General features: G+C 71.3%; 20 protein-coding genes. 12 read left to right on the forward strand and 8 right to left on the reverse strand.

What is annotated here, in order from left to right:
- Window positions 1-62: 62 nt before the first annotated feature.
- From AWQ70_RS27655 to AWQ70_RS42125, 7 genes are all read left to right on the forward strand, one after another.
- Window positions 63-848, forward strand: coding sequence for a hypothetical protein (locus tag AWQ70_RS27655; RefSeq protein ID WP_157530484.1), 786 nt, complete (start codon window positions 63-65; stop codon window positions 846-848).
- Window positions 848-2,557 carry a peptidoglycan-binding protein gene (locus AWQ70_RS27660; protein WP_067182043.1) on the forward strand — a complete coding sequence of 570 codons (1,710 nt, stop codon included), beginning with the start codon at window positions 848-850 and terminating at the stop codon, window positions 2,555-2,557. The genes AWQ70_RS27655 and AWQ70_RS27660 overlap by 1 nt, the downstream gene beginning before the upstream one ends.
- On the forward strand, window positions 2,550-3,224 hold the full coding sequence (locus tag AWQ70_RS27665; protein WP_067182047.1) for an ABC transporter ATP-binding protein: 675 nt from the start codon (window positions 2,550-2,552) through the stop codon (window positions 3,222-3,224). The genes AWQ70_RS27660 and AWQ70_RS27665 overlap by 8 nt, the downstream gene beginning before the upstream one ends.
- 2 nt (window positions 3,225-3,226) lie before the next feature.
- Window positions 3,227-4,402 (forward strand): ABC transporter permease, encoded by a 1,176-nt coding sequence (locus AWQ70_RS27670; protein ID WP_067182050.1) that lies wholly within the window; start codon window positions 3,227-3,229, stop codon window positions 4,400-4,402.
- Window positions 4,403-4,417: 15 nt separating this feature from the next.
- The gene (gene cseB / locus AWQ70_RS27675; protein ID WP_067182052.1) at window positions 4,418-5,116 is read left to right on the forward strand and encodes a two-component system response regulator CseB; all 699 of its coding nucleotides are present in this window, start codon (window positions 4,418-4,420) and stop codon (window positions 5,114-5,116) included.
- Window positions 5,113-6,378 (forward strand): sensor histidine kinase, encoded by a 1,266-nt coding sequence (locus tag AWQ70_RS27680; protein WP_067182055.1) that lies wholly within the window; start codon window positions 5,113-5,115, stop codon window positions 6,376-6,378. Before cseB ends, AWQ70_RS27680 begins: the two co-directional genes overlap by 4 nt.
- 81 nt (window positions 6,379-6,459) lie before the next feature.
- Window positions 6,460-7,371, forward strand: coding sequence for a D-alanyl-D-alanine carboxypeptidase family protein (locus AWQ70_RS42125; protein ID WP_084517882.1), 912 nt, complete (start codon window positions 6,460-6,462; stop codon window positions 7,369-7,371).
- Window positions 7,372-7,519: 148 nt separating this feature from the next.
- On the opposite strand, the gene AWQ70_RS27690 is transcribed toward AWQ70_RS42125, so the two are convergent.
- Window positions 7,520-8,494: a helix-turn-helix transcriptional regulator gene (locus tag AWQ70_RS27690; protein ID WP_067182061.1), complete on the reverse strand. Its 975-nt coding sequence runs from the start codon at window positions 8,492-8,494 to the stop codon at window positions 7,520-7,522.
- A 137-nt stretch (window positions 8,495-8,631) separates the two neighbouring features.
- On the opposite strand from AWQ70_RS27690, the gene AWQ70_RS27695 reads away from it, so the two are divergent.
- A complete protein-coding gene (locus AWQ70_RS27695) occupies window positions 8,632-9,027 on the forward strand; it encodes a RidA family protein (RefSeq protein ID WP_067182064.1) in 396 nt (131 codons plus the stop codon).
- 122 nt (window positions 9,028-9,149) lie between these two features.
- On the opposite strand, the gene AWQ70_RS27700 is transcribed toward AWQ70_RS27695, so the two are convergent.
- From AWQ70_RS27700 to AWQ70_RS27710, 3 genes are all read right to left on the reverse strand, one after another.
- Complete coding sequence (locus tag AWQ70_RS27700) at window positions 9,150-9,803, reverse strand: DUF5701 family protein (RefSeq protein ID WP_067182068.1); 654 nt, start codon at window positions 9,801-9,803, stop codon at window positions 9,150-9,152.
- A gap of 90 nt (window positions 9,804-9,893) precedes the next feature.
- Window positions 9,894-10,274, reverse strand: coding sequence for a VOC family protein (locus AWQ70_RS27705; RefSeq protein WP_067182071.1), 381 nt, complete (start codon window positions 10,272-10,274; stop codon window positions 9,894-9,896).
- Window positions 10,275-10,305: 31 nt separating this feature from the next.
- Window positions 10,306-10,491 (reverse strand): hypothetical protein, encoded by a 186-nt coding sequence (locus AWQ70_RS27710; protein WP_067182074.1) that lies wholly within the window; start codon window positions 10,489-10,491, stop codon window positions 10,306-10,308.
- 116 nt (window positions 10,492-10,607) lie between these two features.
- Between AWQ70_RS27710 and AWQ70_RS27715 the strand changes: the two genes are divergently transcribed.
- The gene (locus AWQ70_RS27715; RefSeq protein ID WP_067182077.1) at window positions 10,608-11,255 is read left to right on the forward strand and encodes a TetR/AcrR family transcriptional regulator; all 648 of its coding nucleotides are present in this window, start codon (window positions 10,608-10,610) and stop codon (window positions 11,253-11,255) included.
- A 56-nt stretch (window positions 11,256-11,311) separates the two neighbouring features.
- On the opposite strand, the gene AWQ70_RS27720 is transcribed toward AWQ70_RS27715, so the two are convergent.
- Both AWQ70_RS27720 and AWQ70_RS27725 read right to left on the reverse strand, forming a co-directional pair.
- Window positions 11,312-11,737 (reverse strand): STAS domain-containing protein, encoded by a 426-nt coding sequence (locus AWQ70_RS27720; protein ID WP_084517883.1) that lies wholly within the window; start codon window positions 11,735-11,737, stop codon window positions 11,312-11,314.
- A 265-nt stretch (window positions 11,738-12,002) separates the two neighbouring features.
- Window positions 12,003-12,218: a DUF5994 family protein gene (locus AWQ70_RS27725; RefSeq protein ID WP_067182080.1), complete on the reverse strand. Its 216-nt coding sequence runs from the start codon at window positions 12,216-12,218 to the stop codon at window positions 12,003-12,005.
- A 426-nt stretch (window positions 12,219-12,644) separates the two neighbouring features.
- Between AWQ70_RS27725 and AWQ70_RS27730 the strand changes: the two genes are divergently transcribed.
- The 3 genes from AWQ70_RS27730 to AWQ70_RS27740 all read left to right on the forward strand — a co-directional run bounded on the left by AWQ70_RS27730 (window position 12,645) and on the right by AWQ70_RS27740 (window position 16,611).
- Window positions 12,645-14,624, forward strand: coding sequence for a sensor histidine kinase (locus AWQ70_RS27730; protein WP_169808759.1), 1,980 nt, complete (start codon window positions 12,645-12,647; stop codon window positions 14,622-14,624).
- Window positions 14,621-15,274, forward strand: coding sequence for a response regulator (locus tag AWQ70_RS27735; protein ID WP_067182085.1), 654 nt, complete (start codon window positions 14,621-14,623; stop codon window positions 15,272-15,274). The genes AWQ70_RS27730 and AWQ70_RS27735 overlap by 4 nt, the downstream gene beginning before the upstream one ends.
- Window positions 15,275-15,351: 77 nt before the next feature.
- The gene (locus AWQ70_RS27740; protein WP_067182087.1) at window positions 15,352-16,611 is read left to right on the forward strand and encodes an alpha/beta hydrolase; all 1,260 of its coding nucleotides are present in this window, start codon (window positions 15,352-15,354) and stop codon (window positions 16,609-16,611) included.
- A gap of 16 nt (window positions 16,612-16,627) precedes the next feature.
- On the opposite strand, the gene AWQ70_RS27745 is transcribed toward AWQ70_RS27740, so the two are convergent.
- Window positions 16,628-17,164, reverse strand: a complete 537-nt coding sequence (locus AWQ70_RS27745) for a DUF6529 family protein (RefSeq protein ID WP_067182089.1) — start codon at window positions 17,162-17,164, stop codon at window positions 16,628-16,630.
- A 93-nt stretch (window positions 17,165-17,257) separates the two neighbouring features.
- Window positions 17,258-18,649: a vanadium-dependent haloperoxidase gene (locus tag AWQ70_RS27750; RefSeq protein WP_067182091.1), complete on the reverse strand. Its 1,392-nt coding sequence runs from the start codon at window positions 18,647-18,649 to the stop codon at window positions 17,258-17,260.
- Between the last annotated feature and the right edge of the window lie 61 nt (window positions 18,650-18,710).

Raw genomic sequence — 18,710 nt, forward strand, 5'->3', positions numbered from 1 at the left:
AGGTGGCCACGGCGCCGCGAGGGGCGGCGCGATTCCCCCATGTCACGGTGAAGGACTACTCCATGCGTGTGCTGATGTACGGTCTGCTCGGTCTTGCGGTGTTGACCGGGTGCGGGGCGAACGCCGTTCCCGTGGCCGGCGGCGGGAATGCCTCGATGGACAAGGCCCGCGAGCGGGAGAACGTCATCGCCACCTGCATGAAGCGGAAGGGTTTCTCCTACACCCCCTCGGTCAGCCGGCCCAAGCAGTCCGATGCGAACCCCGCCGACTACGCGGCGATGAAGGCGGACCGCAGCAAGAACGGCTTCGGCGTCTTCTCCGCTGTCGTCTATCCGAAGCCGTCGGAATCGCTGGCGCCGGACCCCAACCAGGCGACGATCGACAGCCTCTCCGGCGCCAAACGGGACGCCTACCTCAAGACCCTGAACGAGTGCCGGGTCACCGCCCTCCAGCAGGTGAACGGCCTGAAGGTCACCTCACTCGCGGACTATCAGGACCAGATGAGCACGGAGATCGAGAACATCGACAAGGAGCTCGACGGCGACCCCAAGCTGCTGGAGCTCGCCGCGTCCTTCGCCGAGTGCCTGAAGTCGAAAGGCGAGCGGGTGACCTCCGCGAAGCCGCTCGCGCTGAGCGTCCGCGGCATGGATGTGTGGGGCGAGCAGGCCGACCGGCTCGGCAAGGCGGGCACCGTCACGGCGGAGGCGGCCAGGCCGTACCTCGCCAAGGAGATCACGTCGGCGCTGGTCGACCTGGAGTGCGGCAAGGACTTCTACGCCGCCTTCATCCCCCTGCAAAAGCGGCTCACCAACGAGGCCAGGGTGAAGTACGGGTTCCAAGAGCAGTGATGCGTACCCGTCGCGGCAAGCTGCTGCTCGTGCTGGCCGTGGTCTTGGTGGTCGCGGGGACCGGCTGGGGAGTGGGCACCCTGCTGCGCTCCCCGGCCGACGAGGCGGCGGCGCGCAAGCCGCCCAAACCGTCGCTGGTCACCGTCGCGGTCGAGCGGCGCAAGCTGGTCGCCACCGTCGTGGTCAGCGGCACGCTGGAGTACGGCTCGCCGTATCCGGTGTCGCTGGCCGGGGTGGTGGGCGGCAGCGAATCCGCTCAGCGCGCCACCCGAGCTCCCCGGCGGGGCACCCTCGCGGAGGGCGCGGTGCTGATGGAGGTGAACGGGCGCCCGGTGTTCGTCTTCTCCGGCACGGTGCCGATGCACCGCAGCATTGTCCCCGGCGCCAAGGGGGCCGATGTCCAGCAGTTGCAGAAGGCGCTGCGCAGGCTCGGCTACCGCGCACCCGCGACCGGCGTGTTCGACCAGGCGACCATCGCCGCGGTGTCGCGCTTCTACGCCAAGCGGGGCTATGAGGCGCAGCAACCCACCTTGGAACTGCGGCAGAGCCGCGACGACCTGCTCCGGGCCGTGCGGACCGCACAGGAAGTGCTCGCGACCGAGCGTAAGGCCCTTGACCAGGGCAAGGATGTGCTCCCGCTGAAAGTCAGGCTCGCCAACGCCCGGCACGATCTGCGGGAGGCCGAACAGACGCTGAAGAGCGCGCGGGCGCAGGACCACACCACCGAGGACGAGGCCAAGGTCGAGGCCGCCGAAAGCACCGTACGGTCGGCCGAGGAGAACCTGCTGGCGGCCCAGCAGGAGCTCGCCCAGGCCATCGCGACGCCCACCCCCGCGCCCACCCTCAACCCCAGCCCCACCGCGGGTCCCACGGCCGGGCCGCCTACCGACACCCGCCTGCTCGAACTCCGGGTCACCAACGCCAGAGCCGATCTGGCCGCCGCCAGGTCGGCGCTGGAGCGCGTACTGGAAGAGGTCGAGAACGCGCGGGCCAAGCGGCTGACTGAGCTGACGAAGAACGTCCGGGTGGCTCGCGAGGCCGTCGTCACCGCCGAGCAGGCGCTCAGGCAGGCCAGGCAGCTCTCGCCCGTCAGGCTGAGGGTGGCCAACGCCCAGAGCGACCTGGCCGCGGCACGGGCGCTGCTGGCCGAGTTCTCCCGGACCTACGGCACCACCGTTCCGCCGGGAGAGGTCGTCTTCCTGCCCAAACTGCCCGCCCGACTGCACAAGCCGACCGTCAAGGCGGGCGATCTGGTGGACAAGTCGATCGCCACGGTGACCAGCTCCACCTTCGTGGTCTCAGGCTCGGTGGACGTGGCCGAGGCCGAGCGGCTGAAGACGGGTCTGAACGCGAGCATCGAAACCGAGGCCGGCACGATCGTCCCCGGCGCGGTGACCTCCCTCGGCGGGCGCGACGCGAAAGGCGCCGCGCCGGTGACCATCACTCCTGCCTCGATGAGGGGCCTCAAGAAGCTCGCCGGCGCACCCGTCACGGTTCGCGTCACCATCGGAGCCACCGATCAGGAGGTGCTCGTGGTCCCCGCCGCGGCGGTCGTCACCGCCGCGGACGGCAGGGCGCGGGTGCAGGTGGAGACCGCGCCCGACCAGACCAAGGAGGTCGAGGTGCGCACCGGCCTGTCCGCCGACGGAGCCGTGGAGGTGACCGGCGACCTCAAGCCGGGCGACATGGTGGTGATCAACGGTGCCTGAGCCGGTCATCCTGCTCGACGACCTGACCAAGGAGTTCCCCACCGATCCCCCCGTCAGAGCGCTCTCCGCCATCAACCTGAGAGTCGAGAGGTCGGACTATGTCGCCGTAGTCGGCCCCTCAGGGTCCGGCAAGTCCACCCTGCTCAACATGCTCGGCCTGCTCGACCGGCCGACCAGCGGCAGCTACCGGCTCGACGGCATCGAGACCACCATGCTGAAGGACAGCGCGCGGACCACGGTGCGCGGCAGCCGTATCGGCTTCGTCTTCCAGTCCTTCCACCTGCTGCCCCACCGCAGCGTGCTGGAGAACGTGATGCTGGCCGAGGTCTACGGCAGGGGGTCGCGCAAGGGGCGGCGCGAGCGCGCGCTGCGGGCTCTGGAGCGGGTACGGCTGTCACACCGGGTGGAGTTCCTGCCCGGCAGGATGTCCGGCGGCGAGCGGCAGCGCGCCGCCATCGCCCGCGCCCTGATGGGCGAGCCCGCGCTGCTGCTGTGCGACGAGCCCACCGGCAACCTCGACAGCAAGAACACCGACGCCGTGCTCGACCTGTTCGACGAACTGCGCGCCCAGGGCATGACCATCGTGGTCATCACCCACGAGAACGAGGTGAGCGAGCGCGCCGCGCGCCGGGTGCGCATCACCGACGGCACCTTGGCTGAGGAGTAGATGTGCACCCGCGCGACCTGCTGAACGAGGCCATGGCGGGCCTGCTGGCCCGCCCGGTGCGCTCGGTGCTGACCACGCTGGGCACCGTGCTGGGCATCACCACCCTCGTGGTCACCCTGGGCGTCGCCGCGACGGCGGGCAACCAGATCGTCGGCCGCTTCGACGAGCTGACCGCCACCTCCGTCACGGTCGAAGTCCCGGAGAACCCGTTCCCCCTGGTCGATTGGGCCGACGTCGGCCGGGTGACCCGACTGCGCGGGGTGGTCTCCGCCGCCGCCCTCGCCGAGTCGAACCAGAGCGCCAACCTCAGTGTCCGCTCCAACGACATGGTGGACCCCACCCGGGTCACCGACCAGACTCTTACGGTGGTCGCCAGCAGCCCCGGCCTGCCCGCCGCGGTCAAAGGCAGGATGGTCGAGGGCCGCTACTTCGACGCCGGGCACATCGCCCGTGGGGACAAGGTCGTCGTGCTGGGCCAGCACGCGGCCAAGATGCTGGGCATCACCCGGCTGGAACGGGCTCCGGCCGTCTTCATCGGCACCCAGGCGTACACCGTCATCGGCGTGCTCGGCGACCTGAAACGCGAAAAGAGCCTGGCGAGCGCCGTCATGCTGCCACCGGCCGTCGGCGGGCGCTACGGCCTGGGCACTGTGACCCGGGTCCTGGTCAACACCGGCCTCGGCGCCGCCGAACTGATCGCCAAGCAGGCGCCGGCCGCACTCAGCCCCGGCAACGAGGCCCTCCTCCAGGTCATCTCGCCGTCGAGCCCCACCAGAGCGCGCGATGCGGTGGAAGGCGACGTCAACGCCCTCTTCCTGATCCTCGGGCTGGTCTCCCTGGTCGTCGGCGCGGTCGGCATCGCCAATGTCACCCTGGTGACCGTGATGGAGCGCATCGCCGAGATCGGCTTGCGCCGCGCCCTGGGCGCCGCCCGCCGCCACGTCGCCGCGCAGTTCCTGCTGGAGTCCACCCTCACCGGTCTGACCGGCGGCATCGTCGGCGCTTCCGTGGGGATCGTCGTGGTCGTCGCGGTCTGCGCCGCCAAGCAGTGGACTCCGGTCCTGGACGTACGGCTGGCCGTCATGGCACCTGCCGCCGGCGCCGTCGTCGGGCTGCTCGCGGGCCTGTACCCGGCCCTGCGTGCCGCTCGCATGGAACCAGTCAACGCACTTCGGTAGATATGGTGCATTTTCATGACATCCCTGCTGCTCGTCGAAGACGACGCGGTGATCCGCACGTCGGTCAGCCTGGCCCTGGAACGCTACGGCTATCGAACGACCACCGCCGCTGACGGGCTGAGCGGCCTGGAGGCGGCCCGGGCGGGCGGCCACGACCTCCTGCTGCTGGATGTGATGCTGCCCAACCTGGACGGCATCAGCTTGTGCCGCAGGATCCGGGAAACCAGTCAGGTGCCGATCCTGATGATGTCGGCCCGCGGTGACGGACTGGACATCGTCGCGGGGCTGGAGGGCGGCGCCGACGACTACGTGGTCAAACCAGTCGACCTGCCGGTGCTGGTGGCCAGGATCCGGTCACTGCTGCGCAGGGCCGCCTTCGCCCGGCCGGTTCCCGCCGAACCCACGGCGGGGCAGGCCGTCGCACTCGCCGTGCTGCACTTCGGCGAGCTGAGCATCGACACCGGCGCGCTGGAGGTACGGCGGGCCGGGCGACGCGTCGAACTGACCCCGACCGAGCTGCGGCTGCTGCTGGAGTTCGCCGCCCACCCCGGCATCGTGCTGGAACGCGCCACGCTGCTGCGCACCGTCTGGGACTACGGCTGGGACGGCGACAGCCGCGTCGTCGACCTCTGCGTGCAGCGGCTGCGCAAGAAGATCGGCACGGACCGGATCGAGACGGTGCGCGGGTTCGGCTACAAGTTGCGCCCGTCATGATGGTGGGCTCGCTGCGATGGAAGGTCGCGGCACTGATCACACTGGCCTGCTGCGCGGTCGTGGCCGTGGTCGGGATCCTGGTCCACCGCACGACTCTTGAGCGCACGATGTGGCAGGGTGAGGGGCGGGCGCTGGAGTCGGCCGCGATGGCTGCCAAGGAGTACCGCGCGGACACTCCCCCCGAGGGGCCTGACTCGTGGACCGAATGGATCAAGAATCCGGACGAGCTGCCCTCGCCCCTGCGCGAACGGCTGGCCATGGAGTCGCCCGCCACCTGGTATGACGACCGGAAGCCCGATCAGCCGTGGATGTGGGCGGCGCGATGGGTGGGCGAGGGGCTCGTGGCCACCTCCAAGATGGAAATGGGGTCGGACATGCTCCGGCTGCGTGCCCTCGACCGAGCCATGGTCCGGGCCGCGCTGACCGCACTCGCCGTGGTGGTGCCGGTCTCGGTGTGTCTGGCCGAGCTGGCGAACCGGCGGCTGCGGCGGGTCGCCCGCACCGCCCGCAGGATCGCGAACGGCGACCTGGACGCCCGCATCGCCCCGCCCCCGCACCGGGGCGGCGGCTTGGCGCGCTGGGGCGGGCGTGACGAGATCGCCGACATCTCCGCCGCCGTGGACTCCATGGCGGCGAGCCTGCAGCACCGGCTGCTGGCCGAGCAGCGGTTCACCGCCGATGTCGCCCATGACCTGCGTACCCCGCTGATGGGCCTGGTCGCCGTGGTCGAACTGCTGGAGGAGGGCGAGACGACCGATCTGGTACGCGACCGGGTGCGGGTGCTGCGCTCGCTGGTGGAGGACCTGCTGGAGGTCTCCAGGCTGGACGCGGGCGCCGAGGTCGCCGAGCGGGTACGGGTGCCGCTGGCCGAGTTGGCCGAGGAGTCCGCGGCCCGGGTGGGGGTCGAGGTGCGGGTGCTGGCTTCGGGGGATCCGGTGGCCGAGACCGACCCGCGTCGCCTGGACCGGATCCTCGCCAACCTCCTGCTCAACGCCCACCGCCACGGTGCGCCCCCGGTGGAGATCATGGTCCGGGACCACGTGATCGAGGTCCGCGACCGGGGACCGGGCTTCCCTCCAGAGCTCCTTGCCGACGGCCCGAAACGCTTCCGCACGGGTGCCGCCGAACGCGGCCGCGGTCATGGCCTCGGGCTGACGATCGCGCTGGGGCAGGCCCATGTCATAGGCGCCGACCTGACCCTGGCCAACGCCCCCGGCGGCGCCGTCGCCGTCCTCCGCCTCCCCCGTCAGCCGTCGGGCTGATACACAGGTGATACCCGGCCAAGCGCGGGTGGAGACACGGCCACGGCCGGACGGACACGTGGGTAGCCCACCGTGTCCGGTATGCGACGTTGTTTGATGTTCCTCCTGCTGACGAGCACCCTGTCCGGCTGCGGAGCGGTGCCGCCCGTCTCCGGCGCCGTTTCCGGCATGCCTCTGCCGTGGCCACCCGAGGGCCAGGCGGCGGTCGAGGTGGAGGGCATAGGCAGCCCGGGCGTCAGCGGCGAGCCGAACCCGGTGCCCATCGCCAGCGTGACGAAGGTCATGACCGCCTACGTGATCCTGCGCCGCCACCCGCTCCGGCCGGGCGACGACGGCCCGCTGATCAACGTGGACCGCACAGCCGCCGACGAGTCCTACCTGCCGCAGGAGTCCACCGCCCCGGTCAGGGAGGGCCAGCGGGTACGGCTGCGCCGCATGCTGGAGTTGATGATGGTGCCGTCGGGAAACAACGTGGCCCGCCTCCTGGCCCGCTGGGACGCGGGTTCCCAGGAGCGCTTCGTCGAACGGATGAACGCCACCGCCCACCGTCTAGGTATGTCCAACACCAGGTACACGGGTGCCAGCGGCAACGAGGACAGCACCGTCAGCATCGCGGCCGACCAGCTCAAGCTGGCCAAGGAGGCGATGCGCGACCCGGTCTTCCGCGAGGTGGTGGCGCAGGCGGACACCGCCGTCCCCGGCGACGCGAGAAAGCTGCCCAACACCAACACACTGCTGAACAGGCACGGCGTCATCGGCATCAAGACCGGCTCCGGCACCGCCGCGGGCGGCAACCTGATGTGGGCCTCCCGCGTGCGGGGCCGCCTGGTGCTCGGGGTGATCCTCGGCCAGGCGGCGGGCACCAACCCGGTCGCCGCCAAGGCGGCGGCGCTGGAGGCGGGCGGGAGGATGAGCGCGGCGGTCGAGCAGTGGCTGCTCAGGCAAGCAGCTCCAGTGTCAGAGCCCGGCTCCACCTGGACCTCGACCCGCTGAGGCGGCCTGCCACGCTCACCGGTGAGAGTGGTGTACCCGACTCGTGTTCGATGAGGTCCCCGAACGGCACACGGCGGGTGGACGGCGCTCGCCACGATGGGGAGCGGTCCGAAGCGCCTCGGCGGCGGCCCGCAGCAGGCGGCGACTCTCAGGATGACGTTCCGTAGCGGGTGGCGATCGCGGCGGCGCGGTCGCGCAGGGAGTCGCGCAACCACTGCGGGGCCAGGGCTTCCGCGTTCGTGGCGAGCTGCCACAGCGCCCATTCGGCGTGTCTCGGATCTTGGAAGGTCACCTCCAGCCGCAACCAGCCGTCCGAGTCGGATTCCTCGGCGAGGACGGCCAGCGCTGTGCTCACCAGGTCCTCCCGCCGGGCCGGGTCCACCCGTACCAGCACGGTGACTTGGTCGCCGCCGGCCCGGAACTGTGTGCTGCGTTCCTGCCAGGCCCGGTCCAGATCGACCCGGTCCGGTCGCTGCGCGGGTTCGGCGAGTTCCTTGGCGGCCAGGATCCGGGACAGCCGGTAGGTGCGGTCCGCGCCAGACCTCGTGGCCAGCAAATAGCCCCGGTCGCGTACGGTGACCAGGCCGATCGGGTCAACCGTGCGCCACTTCGGGGTCTGGTCCACAGCCGCGTAGTGGATCTGCAGCTTGTGTCCGGCGAACACGGCGCGCAGGACCTTGGCCACTATGGCGTCAGGCACCTCCTCATCGACCAGTCGACGCGAGAGGAGGTCGGTCTCCGGGTCGATGAGCAATCGCTCGGACGCGCTGGCCGCGGTGTCCCGATAGCTTTCCGGTAGCGCGTCAACCACCTTGAGCATCGCCGAAGCGAGCGCCGAGCCGAGGCCGAACGCCTGCGCGCCGCGCCGCGATCCGGCGACCAGCAGGGCAAGAGCCTCGTCGTGGTTCAGTCCGGTGAGCTCGGTCCGGAACCCGGGCAACAACGCGAAACCGCCGTGCCGCCCGCGTTCGGCGTAGACCGGGACGCCGGCCGCGGACAGCGCCTCGATATCCCGCAGCACGGTGCGGGTGGATACCTCCAGCTCGCGGGCCAGCGCGGTTGCGGACAGCCGACCGTGCTGCCGCAGCAGCAACACCAGCGATACCAACCGGTCGGCGCGCATACGAAAAACGCTATCGGAATACATGACACAGGATGTCGTGATTTGTTTGCGAGGCTCATCGACGCGACCGAAAAGACGGCGGCACCGAGCCGATCGACGTACGTAACGTCGACGAATCGAATGGAGCTGATGTGGCAATGGAGCGAACGGCGGTCAACCCGTGGGCGTGGTCGGCGGAGCTGGGGTACAACCAGGGTGAGATCGTCTCCGGGCACACGCGGACCCTGTACTGCGCCGGGCAGGCCGCGATGAGCGGCGACGGCAAGCCCCAGCATAGTGATGACATGGCGGCGCAGTTGGCGCTGAGCCTCGACAACCTGGAGGCCGTGCTCGGCGAGGCCGGCATGTCCCTCGCGAACCTCGTCCGGCTCAACGTCTACACCACCGACGTCGATCGGCTCTTCGAGCACTACGGCGTGCTGGCGTCGCGGTTGGGCGCAGCCGGGGTGGCACCGTCCACCACGATGCTCGGGGTGACACGGCTGGCGATTCCCGACCTGATGGTCGAGCTTGAGGGGACCGCCGTCGCGTGATGCGACCTCGCCGCCTCCGGCAGGGCTGCCGGAGGCGGCACTCCGGCCCGCCGGAACGGGGGCTTGACGGCGGCGCCGTTGCCGGTCACCGGCGTGGTGGGACTCCGGGTCCCGGTCGTCGGCTATGCGGTCGCGCCGCGGCTGCCGGCGGAGGCCATGCCGAGCCAGGTGTGCGGATTGCCTTCCCAGCACCAGCCGAGTTTGGGGGCGTTCTGGCTGATCCAGAGCGCTGGGACGCGGCGGTCGCCGGAGCGGGAGCCGCCGAGGGAGAAGCACTTGTTCTTGACCAGGATCTCCGGGAATTGGGTGATCATCGCGATGCCCTCCTCGATGGTGAGCAGGGTGCGCCCACGGGCGGTGATGGTGTCCATGGCGTCGCGGGGTACGGCCCCGCAGAACTCCTCGCCGCGTTCGATGTCCAGCAGCAGGTAGACCCGCTGGTCCGGAAGCTCGGTCTCCTTGGTGGCGACGAACCGTTCCAGGGAGCCGGGCTCGAAGGAATGGTCGACGAAACCCGGTTTGGCCTTTCTGTGCAGGGTCGTGCGCGGCATCATCTGCTCGATCGGGACGACCTGACGGGGGACCACGAGCACGAACGGAAGCCGGCCGGTGTCGGGCTCGCAGGTGATGCTCCCCGTCTTCGCGGCAAGGTCGCGCAGAGGTGCGACCAGAGACCGGAACTGCTCAGGCGCCAGGCCTCCCATCGCCGGATATTCCAGTTCGATCAGGTTGTGGACCTGGCGGTCGAATTCTGCGCCTGCGTCGATTGTTGTCATGGGATCCTTCCGGCGATCCGGTGGTTGGAGGCGTGAACCACTGCTCGCTGTCGGGGCCGGGGGTGATGGCGTGCGGGCGGGTCAGCGCTGTTAGGGGGCGGCCCATTCGACGAACTGGACGATCACTCCGTTGGGGTCGGTCACCTGGAACAGGCGCTCACCCCAGGGCTCCTCGCGCAGCGGCATGGTGATCTGGGCCCCGGCGTCGCGCAGCCGCTTTTCCTGCTCGGCCAGGCCGTCGGCGAGGGTGAAGGCGAGGATCAGGCCGCCGGCACGCTGGTCGCGCTGCTCGGGCGGCAGCACTGGGATGCCGCGGGCGAGCAGGACGATGTCGACCGCGTCGTCGCGTGACAGGGAGGCGAAGCCGTCGGCGGCCTGCTGGACGGTGTAGCCCAGGTAGGTGGTGAAGAACCCTTGGGAGGCGGTGACGTCGTCGACGGTCAGCGAGACGGTGGAGGCGGTGAACTGCACGGGGTCTCCTCGGGGTGCGGTGGGGGGCGGGTCAGTAGCCGCGGCGGCGGGGGACGAGGCGGACGCCCCGGGCCGGCTGCCGCGCACGGACGCTGTGGTCGGACGGCGGACGACGTAGTTCCGCGCCGCGCAGCGGGGGCGGCTCGGGCTGCTGCGACTGGGGCACAGGAGCGAACGCGACCACGTTCGCGGCGGGGTCGTGGGTGCGCTTGCGCATGGGTGTCCCTCTTTCGGACTCGGCATTCCATCGTCGCAAACTTGCGACGGAGGTAAATTTAGCCCAAGGCTTCCAGGGGTGTCAACATAAAGATGCTACGAGGGTAAGATTGCGCCATGGCTACCCAGACTCCCGCCCCGGCCGCCGGGCTGCGCGAGACCAAGAAGCACGAGACCCGGCAGCTCATCTCCGACCACGCGACCCGGCTGTTCATTGCCCAGGGCTTCGAGCAGACGACCATCGCCGAGATCGCCGCCGCCGCCCGCGTCGCCAAAAAGACGGTCACCAACTACTTCCCGCGCAAGGAAGACCTGGCCCTGGATCACCAGGAGGAGTTCGCCGCCTCCCTGGCCGCCGCCGTCGCCGCCCGACACCAGGGGGAATCAGCGCTGACCGCACTGCGCCGCGCGTTCGCCGACGCCGTGGCCGCCCAGGACCCGGTCGCCGGATTCTCCGGCCAGGAGTTCGCTCGCATGATCGCCGACAGCCCCACTCTGACCGCCTGCCTGCGCGGCCTGCACGATCAGCGTGAACACCACCTCGCCCAGGCGCTCGCCGACGCCACCGGTGCTCGGTCCGACGACATCACCGTCCAGACCGCCGCCGCCCTGCTGGGCACCGTCCACCGCGTGCTGTTCCACCGCATCCAGACCCTCACCCTCGCCGGACACCCCGACGACCAGATCACCCACACCATTGCCGCCGAAGCCACCCAAGCCTTCGACCTGCTGGAGCCCGCCCTGCGCGACTACGCCGCGGCCTGATGCGAGTCATCGGGCGGTGCCATCCTCCGCTGATCACACGAGGGGCATCGACGTTCTCAGACGCCTCCCCGTCCTCCGCGGTGCGGTGCGTCAGGCCGGCTGACCGGATCGCGGTGTCTGGACGCGATCGCGCTCGACAGCGTCGGGTGGATCGTGAAGCCGTGCTCCAGACCCGTGATCCGCAGCAGGTCGACCATTCGGGGACTCGGTGCGACGAGCCGGAGCGTGATGCCGAACTGCCTGGTGCGGTTCCGGATACCGACCAGTACGGCCAGTCCGGAGGCGTCGCAGAAGGACACTCCGGACAGATCGAGGATGAGCACATCCTCGGACCATTGGAGCGCATTGCGTAGGCGCATCCGCAGCGCCGGACTCGTGGCGATATCGATCTCGCCGTGAATTCCGATGACGGTGTGAGCGGGCCGGCACGCGGCCAGCAGGCGCGCGTGCGTACGGGCCCTGGAATGGGCGGTGGCGGTCATGAGGTCTCCCGATGACGAGAAGCCGAAGATGGGCGTGCCAGTGACCTACGGTGTGGTGGAGCCCCGCTGTGATCGAGTGCGTCCGGGGCTGCTGACGCCTTTGCGGCGCCGGGAGCCACCAGCGACGGACTGATGTGGCCGGCAATTGTTGTGGTCGGTTCGACCAGGTGGGAGTCGATGTCCCGCGAGCGGTTCACCTCGAGAAGGCGGCCCCGGGCCGGAGAATCGCGCGGGATGTCGTCCCAGGCGCCGGGGTCGAGGTCCCTCAGAGGGTCACCTCGCCCAGTCGCCGGTCCACGGCCGCGACGAGAGGAGGCGGTTCCGCGGCGGCGTGCCGCGAGCTCGGCCACCACATGCCGCCCATGATGCGGCGGCCGTCGGGAACGGAATCGCGATTCGGCAGCACGACGCATGAGTCCGTGATCGCGACGGTGGAGAACAGCGTGGGCGGTTGGACGCGGTACAGGAGTTTCGGCATCATGATCGACCGGTCTATCTCGGTCTTCGGACCGTGTTTTCTATCGCCTCGGGCGACGCCGACCCTGATGCCAACGCACGAAAAGTCCTCGGTGTCTCCAAGCTATCCGTCGAAGTGGCCGCAGATCGGCCCGAGACCGGCAACACGGCGGAGATCTTCACATACTCTCCGGACAACGCCGACGAGCACGATCGTCCCACTCGGAGGATCAGCCCCGCGTCCCCCGCACACCGTTTCCCAGGACGTGGACCGCGGCCGGCACCACCGCGCAGATCGCGCGACCGCGCCGACGGCGACCGTGGACCGGCTCCGGCACGATCCGCCGTCGCCCGGGTCCGGCCGGAACCGGGCGGGCTGGGCGAAGACGGCATCCGGCAGCCGGTAGCCCCATCTGTGCTGTCACGTGCGGAATCGTTAGGCTTGCTCGGCGTGCTGTCGGGCTGGCTGTGGTGGGTTGTGCCGCTCATCGTGACCGTGGCGCTGTACGGCCTGGCCCTGCGGCAGACGGCAGGGGTGGCGGCCGGGGGCGTCGTGGTCACGGTGTCGCTGACCGCGGGGACGTCGAGCGTCCTCGGGGAGTCACCCAGGTCCGTCACCGGCGTGACACTGCTGGCCGCCGGACTCGCCGCGGTCACCTGGGCCCTGGGCAGGGCGCGGCGGCGCGCCCGGGCGACACGCCGGGCCGCGGCCGTCTTCCGCGCGGCCGCACCCGATGTGCCGGGCGTGGCCGCCGAGGCCGAGCGGCACCGGCTCGCCGCCGAACTTCACGACACCGCCGCCCACAGACTCACCGGCATCGCGGTCGGCGCCGCCTCCGCCTTGCGTCTCGCCGACCCGGCTCTCGTGGCGGAGGCAGCCCGGTATGCCGCTGAGACCGGCCGCCTCGCCACCCGGGAACTGGAGCGGCTGACCACCACCGGTACCGGCTCGGCCGATCTCGCCGACGTGGACACGTTGGCCGCCACGTGGCCGGAGCCGCGTCTCACCTACGTCAGAACAGCTCGGAGCGCCCCGCCCGAGATCGCCGCCCTCGCGTGCCGGGTGGTTCGCGAGGCGCTGACCAACGCCCTGCGGTACGCGCCGGGAGGCGCCGTGCGGGTCGGCGTCGACCGCGAACCCGGCCGCCTGGTCGTCACGATCGTCAACGACCCCGGCGAGCCGGTCGTGGACAACGCGGACGCGGCACGTGGGCTGGGTGGTGGATACGGGCTCGCCGGGCTCAGGACGGCGGTGGCCGCCTGCGGAGGGTTCCTGTCCGCGGGGCCGGACGATCGGGGTTGGGCCGTGCGCGCCGAACTCCCGCTCACCCCTGACGAGGGCCCGGCATCGACGCCGTACGAATGGCGTGGCCGGCAGGCGTCCGACGCCGCGCTTGCGATCCTCGCGGTGGCGCTGTCCATCGGAACGAGCCTGTTGACGACCGACACGCCCGAGAGCCTCCCCGGAGAGGCCGCCCTGCTGGTGCCGCTCTTCTTCGCGCACGCCCTGCCGCTCGGCCTGCGCAGGCGGGCGCCGCTTTTCAGCCTGACGGCGGCGTTGTCGGTCTATCCGGTCCTGCTCGCCGCCGGACTCGCCGGCTGGACGAAGCAGCCCGCAGGGGACGTGTTCCTGTGGTGCCTGTGGGTTGAGCTGGCGCTGCTCTACGCGCTGGGCGCGTACGGCTCTCGCGCACGCCGGCGGTGGGGGGCCGTCGCCACGGCGGCTGTGGGGGCGACGGGCGGCCTTGCCCTGGCGTGCGGGCCGGGGATCGTGGGAGACCGGGCGGCCGCGTGGGCGGTGCTGGCCGTGGGCGTCGCGGTCCCGTCGTCGGTGGCGTGGGCGCTCGGCCTGATGGTGGGGGCAAGGCGTGCGCGGCGCCATGCGGCCGTGGCTTGGGAGCGGGACCTGCTCGGCCGCGAGACGGCGACGGTCGTGCTGGCGGAGCGGAGCCGGCTGGCGGCGGGCCTGCGCCGTACGGCCCTGCGACATGCCAGGGCCATCGTGGTCGCGGCGGACGCGGGGCGGCTGGACACCGTGCTGGCCGAGGCGAGGGCCGGGCTGGCCGCGCTCAGGGAGTCGCTCAGCGAGCTGCGCCGCCAAAGCGGCGACGAGCCGCCCCCGACCATCGCCGGAATCGCCCTGCTCGCCGTGCGGCACCAGGGCACCGTCCGGTACGCCGGAGCCCGCCGCGAAGCGTCCCCCAGCGTGGAGGTCGCCGCGTTCAGGGTGGCCGAGTTGCTCCTGCGCGGCTGTACAGGGGATGGGCGGGAGATCACGGTGGCCTGCCGCGCCGACGGCGTCGCGGTCTCCGGGCCTTCCGCCGTGAGCGGGGACCGGCGGGTTCGCGCGCTGGCCGACGCGGCGGGAGGTAGCTTTTCGGACGCCGGGGACGGGATGGTGACGGTGTGGCTTCCGGAGGTGCTCCCTTGATCAGGGTGACGGTCGCCGACGACCAGGCGGTGGTGCGGGCGGGCATCGCGGCGGTCCTGGACGCCGAACCCGATCTGAGCGTCGTGGGCCAGGCCGCGGATGGGGAGGCCGCCGTGGCGCTGGCTGTGTCGCTGCGGCCCGATGTGGCCCTCATGGACATCCGGATGCCGGGCCTGGACGGGTTGCGGGCGACCGCCCGGATCGGAGCGGAAGCGCCGGGCACCCGGGTGGTGGTGCTGACGACGTTCGGCCTCGACGAGTACGTGTTCTCGGCACTGAGGGCCGGCGCCGGCGGATTCCTGCTCAAGGACGCCGAGCCGGAGCGGGTCGCCGAAGCGGTCCGGGTGGTGGCCTCGGGGGACGCCCTCCTCGATCCGGGGGTCACGCGTCGCCTCGTCGATCGGTTCGCGTCCGAGCCGGAACCTCGTGACGCCGCCGTCCTCGGCACGCTCACCCGGCGCGAGACCGAGGTGCTGACGCACGTCGCCCGCGGTCTCACCAACGCCGAGATCGGCGAGGTTCTCCGGATCAGCCCCTCGACCGTCAAGGACCACGTCGCGATGATCCTCGCCAAGCTCGGCGTCCGCGACCGCCTCCAGGCGACCATCACGGCGTACGAGACCGGCCTGATCCGCCCGGGCAGCCGCTGACCCCCGCCGCACGGCGGGGGTGACGACGGTTCCGCGGGAGGAGGTCGACGCGGGTTCGGCTTCCTAGCGTGGCTCGCATGAGATCCAACCTGTTGTCCGGCGGCGCGTTGTCGCTCGCCGGAGTGATCGCGGCGGCCGTGGCCGGGACGGCGGCCTTCGTCGGGACGGCCGCCGCCGTCCCGGCCGTGATGGTGTTCTCCGCGGCCGGCCTCGTCGCGGCGGCGGGAACCGCCTGGGTGTTCGGGCGGGCCGCGACGAGGCGGCTCGGCCGCCCGCGGGCGCTGTGGCCGTACGTCGCCGGCGTCGTGCTCGTGACGGCCGGGCTCGCGGCCCTCACGGTGATGCGCCCCTTCCCCGTGCCGCCAGTGGCCGCGGCCCCGCCCGGGGTCTCCCACTGGGACCTGCCCACGGGCTCCCGCATCGCGTACGTGAAGATCCCCGCGTCCGGGCGGGCCCGGCCGACGCCGGTGATCTTCCTGCACGGCGGGCCGGGGACGCCGGGAGAGGGTGTCCCCGAGGGGGGACGGGAGCTGGCCGCGGCCGGTTTCGACGTCTACGCCTATGACCAGGTCGGCGCCGGCCGCTCCACCCGGCTGGCCGACGTGACCGGCTACACCGTCGCCCGGCACGTCGCCGACCTGGAGGCGATCCGCCGCGCGATACACGCCGAGAAGGTCGTCCTCGTGGGCAGGTCATGGGGCGGGACCCTGTCGGCGGCCTACATGGCCGCCCATCCCGGCCACGTCGCCAAAGCCGTGCTCACCTCACCGGGCGCGATCTGGGAACCGGCCTTCCCCGGCGGACCGGGCGGTCCCTGGGACCGTCTCCCCCCGGCCCAGGCCGAACGCGCCGACGAGCTGACCTCCGATCCCCGATTCCTCCTCCAGGCGCTCCTGCTCCAGCTCAACCCGGCCGCCGCGCACGCACTCGTGCCCGACGCCGAAGCCGACGCGTACTTCCGCGAGCTGCTGGTCACAGCCAAGGACGCCACCGGATGCCCGGGGAGCCCTGCCGCCCCCGTCCACGACAACCCGTCCGGCTTCTACTCCAACCAGATGACGTCCGCCGACGCCGGCACCGTCCCCGACCCGCGTCCGACGCTGCGGACCGTCCATGTGCCCACGCTCATCGTGCGCGGCGAGTGCGACTACCTGAAGTGGGCGGTCACCTACGAGTACCGGCGCACGCTTCCCGAGTCGACCCTCGTCTACGTGCGCGGCGCGGGGCATTCGATCGCCAACGGCCGTCCTGACCTCTACCGCGACCTGCTCATGACGTTCCTTCTCGACCGCCCGCTGCCCCTCCCGCCGGTCACGTCGGCGGACAAGCCCACCTGACTCGCGCGCTCCGGTGCTATGGCTGGGCCAGTTGCCAGAGCGCCGCTGAGGACCACAGGATCGCGATGAGGGTGACCAGGGTGCCGCCGGCGAGCGGCAACGCCCAGCCGGGTAGGCGCCGGCTGCGGACGATGAGTACCTTCGCCGCGAACGCGCCGTAGAAGAAGCAGCCTGCGAGGGAGTGCAGGGCGACCCGGGCGGTGTCCGTCTGCACTCCGTAGGCGGTGATGCAGTGGTAGGCGATGGGGAGGGAGAGCACGAACAGCACGGCTCCGCCGATGCGGTGGGCGAGGTGTACCGGGCGGGGGGCGGCACCGGCCCCGGGGAGCCGTTGGTAGATCCACAGCGCGAGTATGAGCTGGTAGAAGGCCAGCCCCAGCAGGGCGGTGCCTACTTGCGCCTTCAGGAGGTTCGCGTCGTCGCCGCGGCGTCCGAGCAGGCTGCTGGCGAAGTCCGGGGTGTGTATCCGGCCGAAGGCGTACAACGCCGCCGTCACGGCCAAGGCGAGCCCGGCGGCTGTCGCGAGCCGCAGCCGGGCCGGGTGAGGTGACATCCTCGGCGGGTCTTCCACGTCCGTCCGTTCCCTCCCGTGATCCCGACCGCCGGTGCCGTCGCGACAGCCCGCTCGACGTTGTACGCATGGCGGCTACCGTCCGTGGCCCAGGGCTCGCGCGACGGTGGCGTTCGCGACCGCGACGGTGGCGCCGGCGGGGCTGGCGCTGCCCGGGGTCTTTCCGGTCGGCGAGCTCGGGACGGCTGGGGCGAGCTTCGACTGGCGGAGCGCGTAGCGGGCGATGGCGGCGCCGAGTTCGTTGCCGGACTTATGGTCGAGCCGGGTGTGCACGCCGCCCCAGACGCGGCTGAGCCCCGCTTCGGTCGCGGTGGCGTTCAGGCTGGTATAGGGCTTGGTGTACGGCCGGGGGCTGCCGGTGGCGGCCGGTGAGGTGAGGGTGAAGGTGTTGCGGTCGCCGTAGAAGCCGGCGAGTACCGTGGCGGCGGCCGTACTGATGTCGCTGTGCATGCCCGGGTAGGACGGGTCGGGAGGGGTGACGACAAGCGGCGTCCATGCCGGGTCTCGTTTGACGCGCGGGTTGCCGGCGGCGAGGCGGATGGCGGTGATCGGCCGCCAGAACCGGTATGTGTACTTGGCGTCGTAGATGGCGATGGTGGCATCGGCGACGGTGAGGTTGAGCAGGGCGAACATGTCCGCCGACTGATCGAGGTCGCTGTGGCGCGCGAGGGCGACCTGCTGGGCGATGTCGTACCAGTAGTTCTGGGCGGGGCCGCTCCAGAGCTTGGCGAGCGTGGTCTGTTCCGCCGTGCGCGTGGTGATGCGGGCGGCGCCGATGGCCTTGACCTCGTTGATGGCGTCCGCGTAAGCCGAGCTGGCGAGCGGCGGAGGGGCGGTGGGACGGAACTGGTGGCCGGTACGGAGCAGGAACGGGGTGACTTTGCCCCAGTGGGTGAACTCCGGCGTTTTGAAGGCGGGCGGGGTCGACCGGTAGTCGCCGGGTTTGCCGGTCGTGGAGTAGGGCGGCGGGGTGGCGTCGGAGCCGTCGTGCGCGCGCAGGGCGATGATGGCACGGGCCGCCTGAGCGCCGACCTTGATGCCCTCCTGCTTGGCGCGGCCTTCGGGAATCCCGGCGAGATCGGAGGACAGCCGCCGGTCCAGGTCGGCCTTGTGCGCCGGGTACAGGGCGGTGAGGGTGTCGTGCGCGGCCGCCGCGGCCGCGGCGGGGCGTGAGGCGTCCCGCGGTGCGGTGAGGCTGGGGCCGTAGAGGGGACGAGCGCGGCTGATCGCGTTGACCGCGTCATAGACGGCCGCGCTCATGATGGCGAAGTTGCGCGTGGGGTGGACGGTGGTCGGCTCTGCGTGCGGACTGCGCACGATGTCGAGCAGCGTCCGGTTCCACTCGATCACCACGTTGCCCTGGGCCGGCCGTGCGACAACATGCGCGGTCGCGAGCGGGGCGGCATGCGCGGCGGGTGCTGCGTGCTCGGCTCCGAGTGTCAGGAAGGCCACCGCGAGCGCGAGCACAGGCCGCCGCTGGGTTCTGCCAGGCTCTGGAAGCGCGCAAATTCTCACGATCCTCCTCCTG

Origin of the sequence: Microtetraspora niveoalba, assembly GCF_001570405.1 — a bacterium.
In the GTDB taxonomy this organism is placed as follows: domain Bacteria; phylum Actinomycetota; class Actinomycetes; order Streptosporangiales; family Streptosporangiaceae; genus Microtetraspora; species Microtetraspora niveoalba.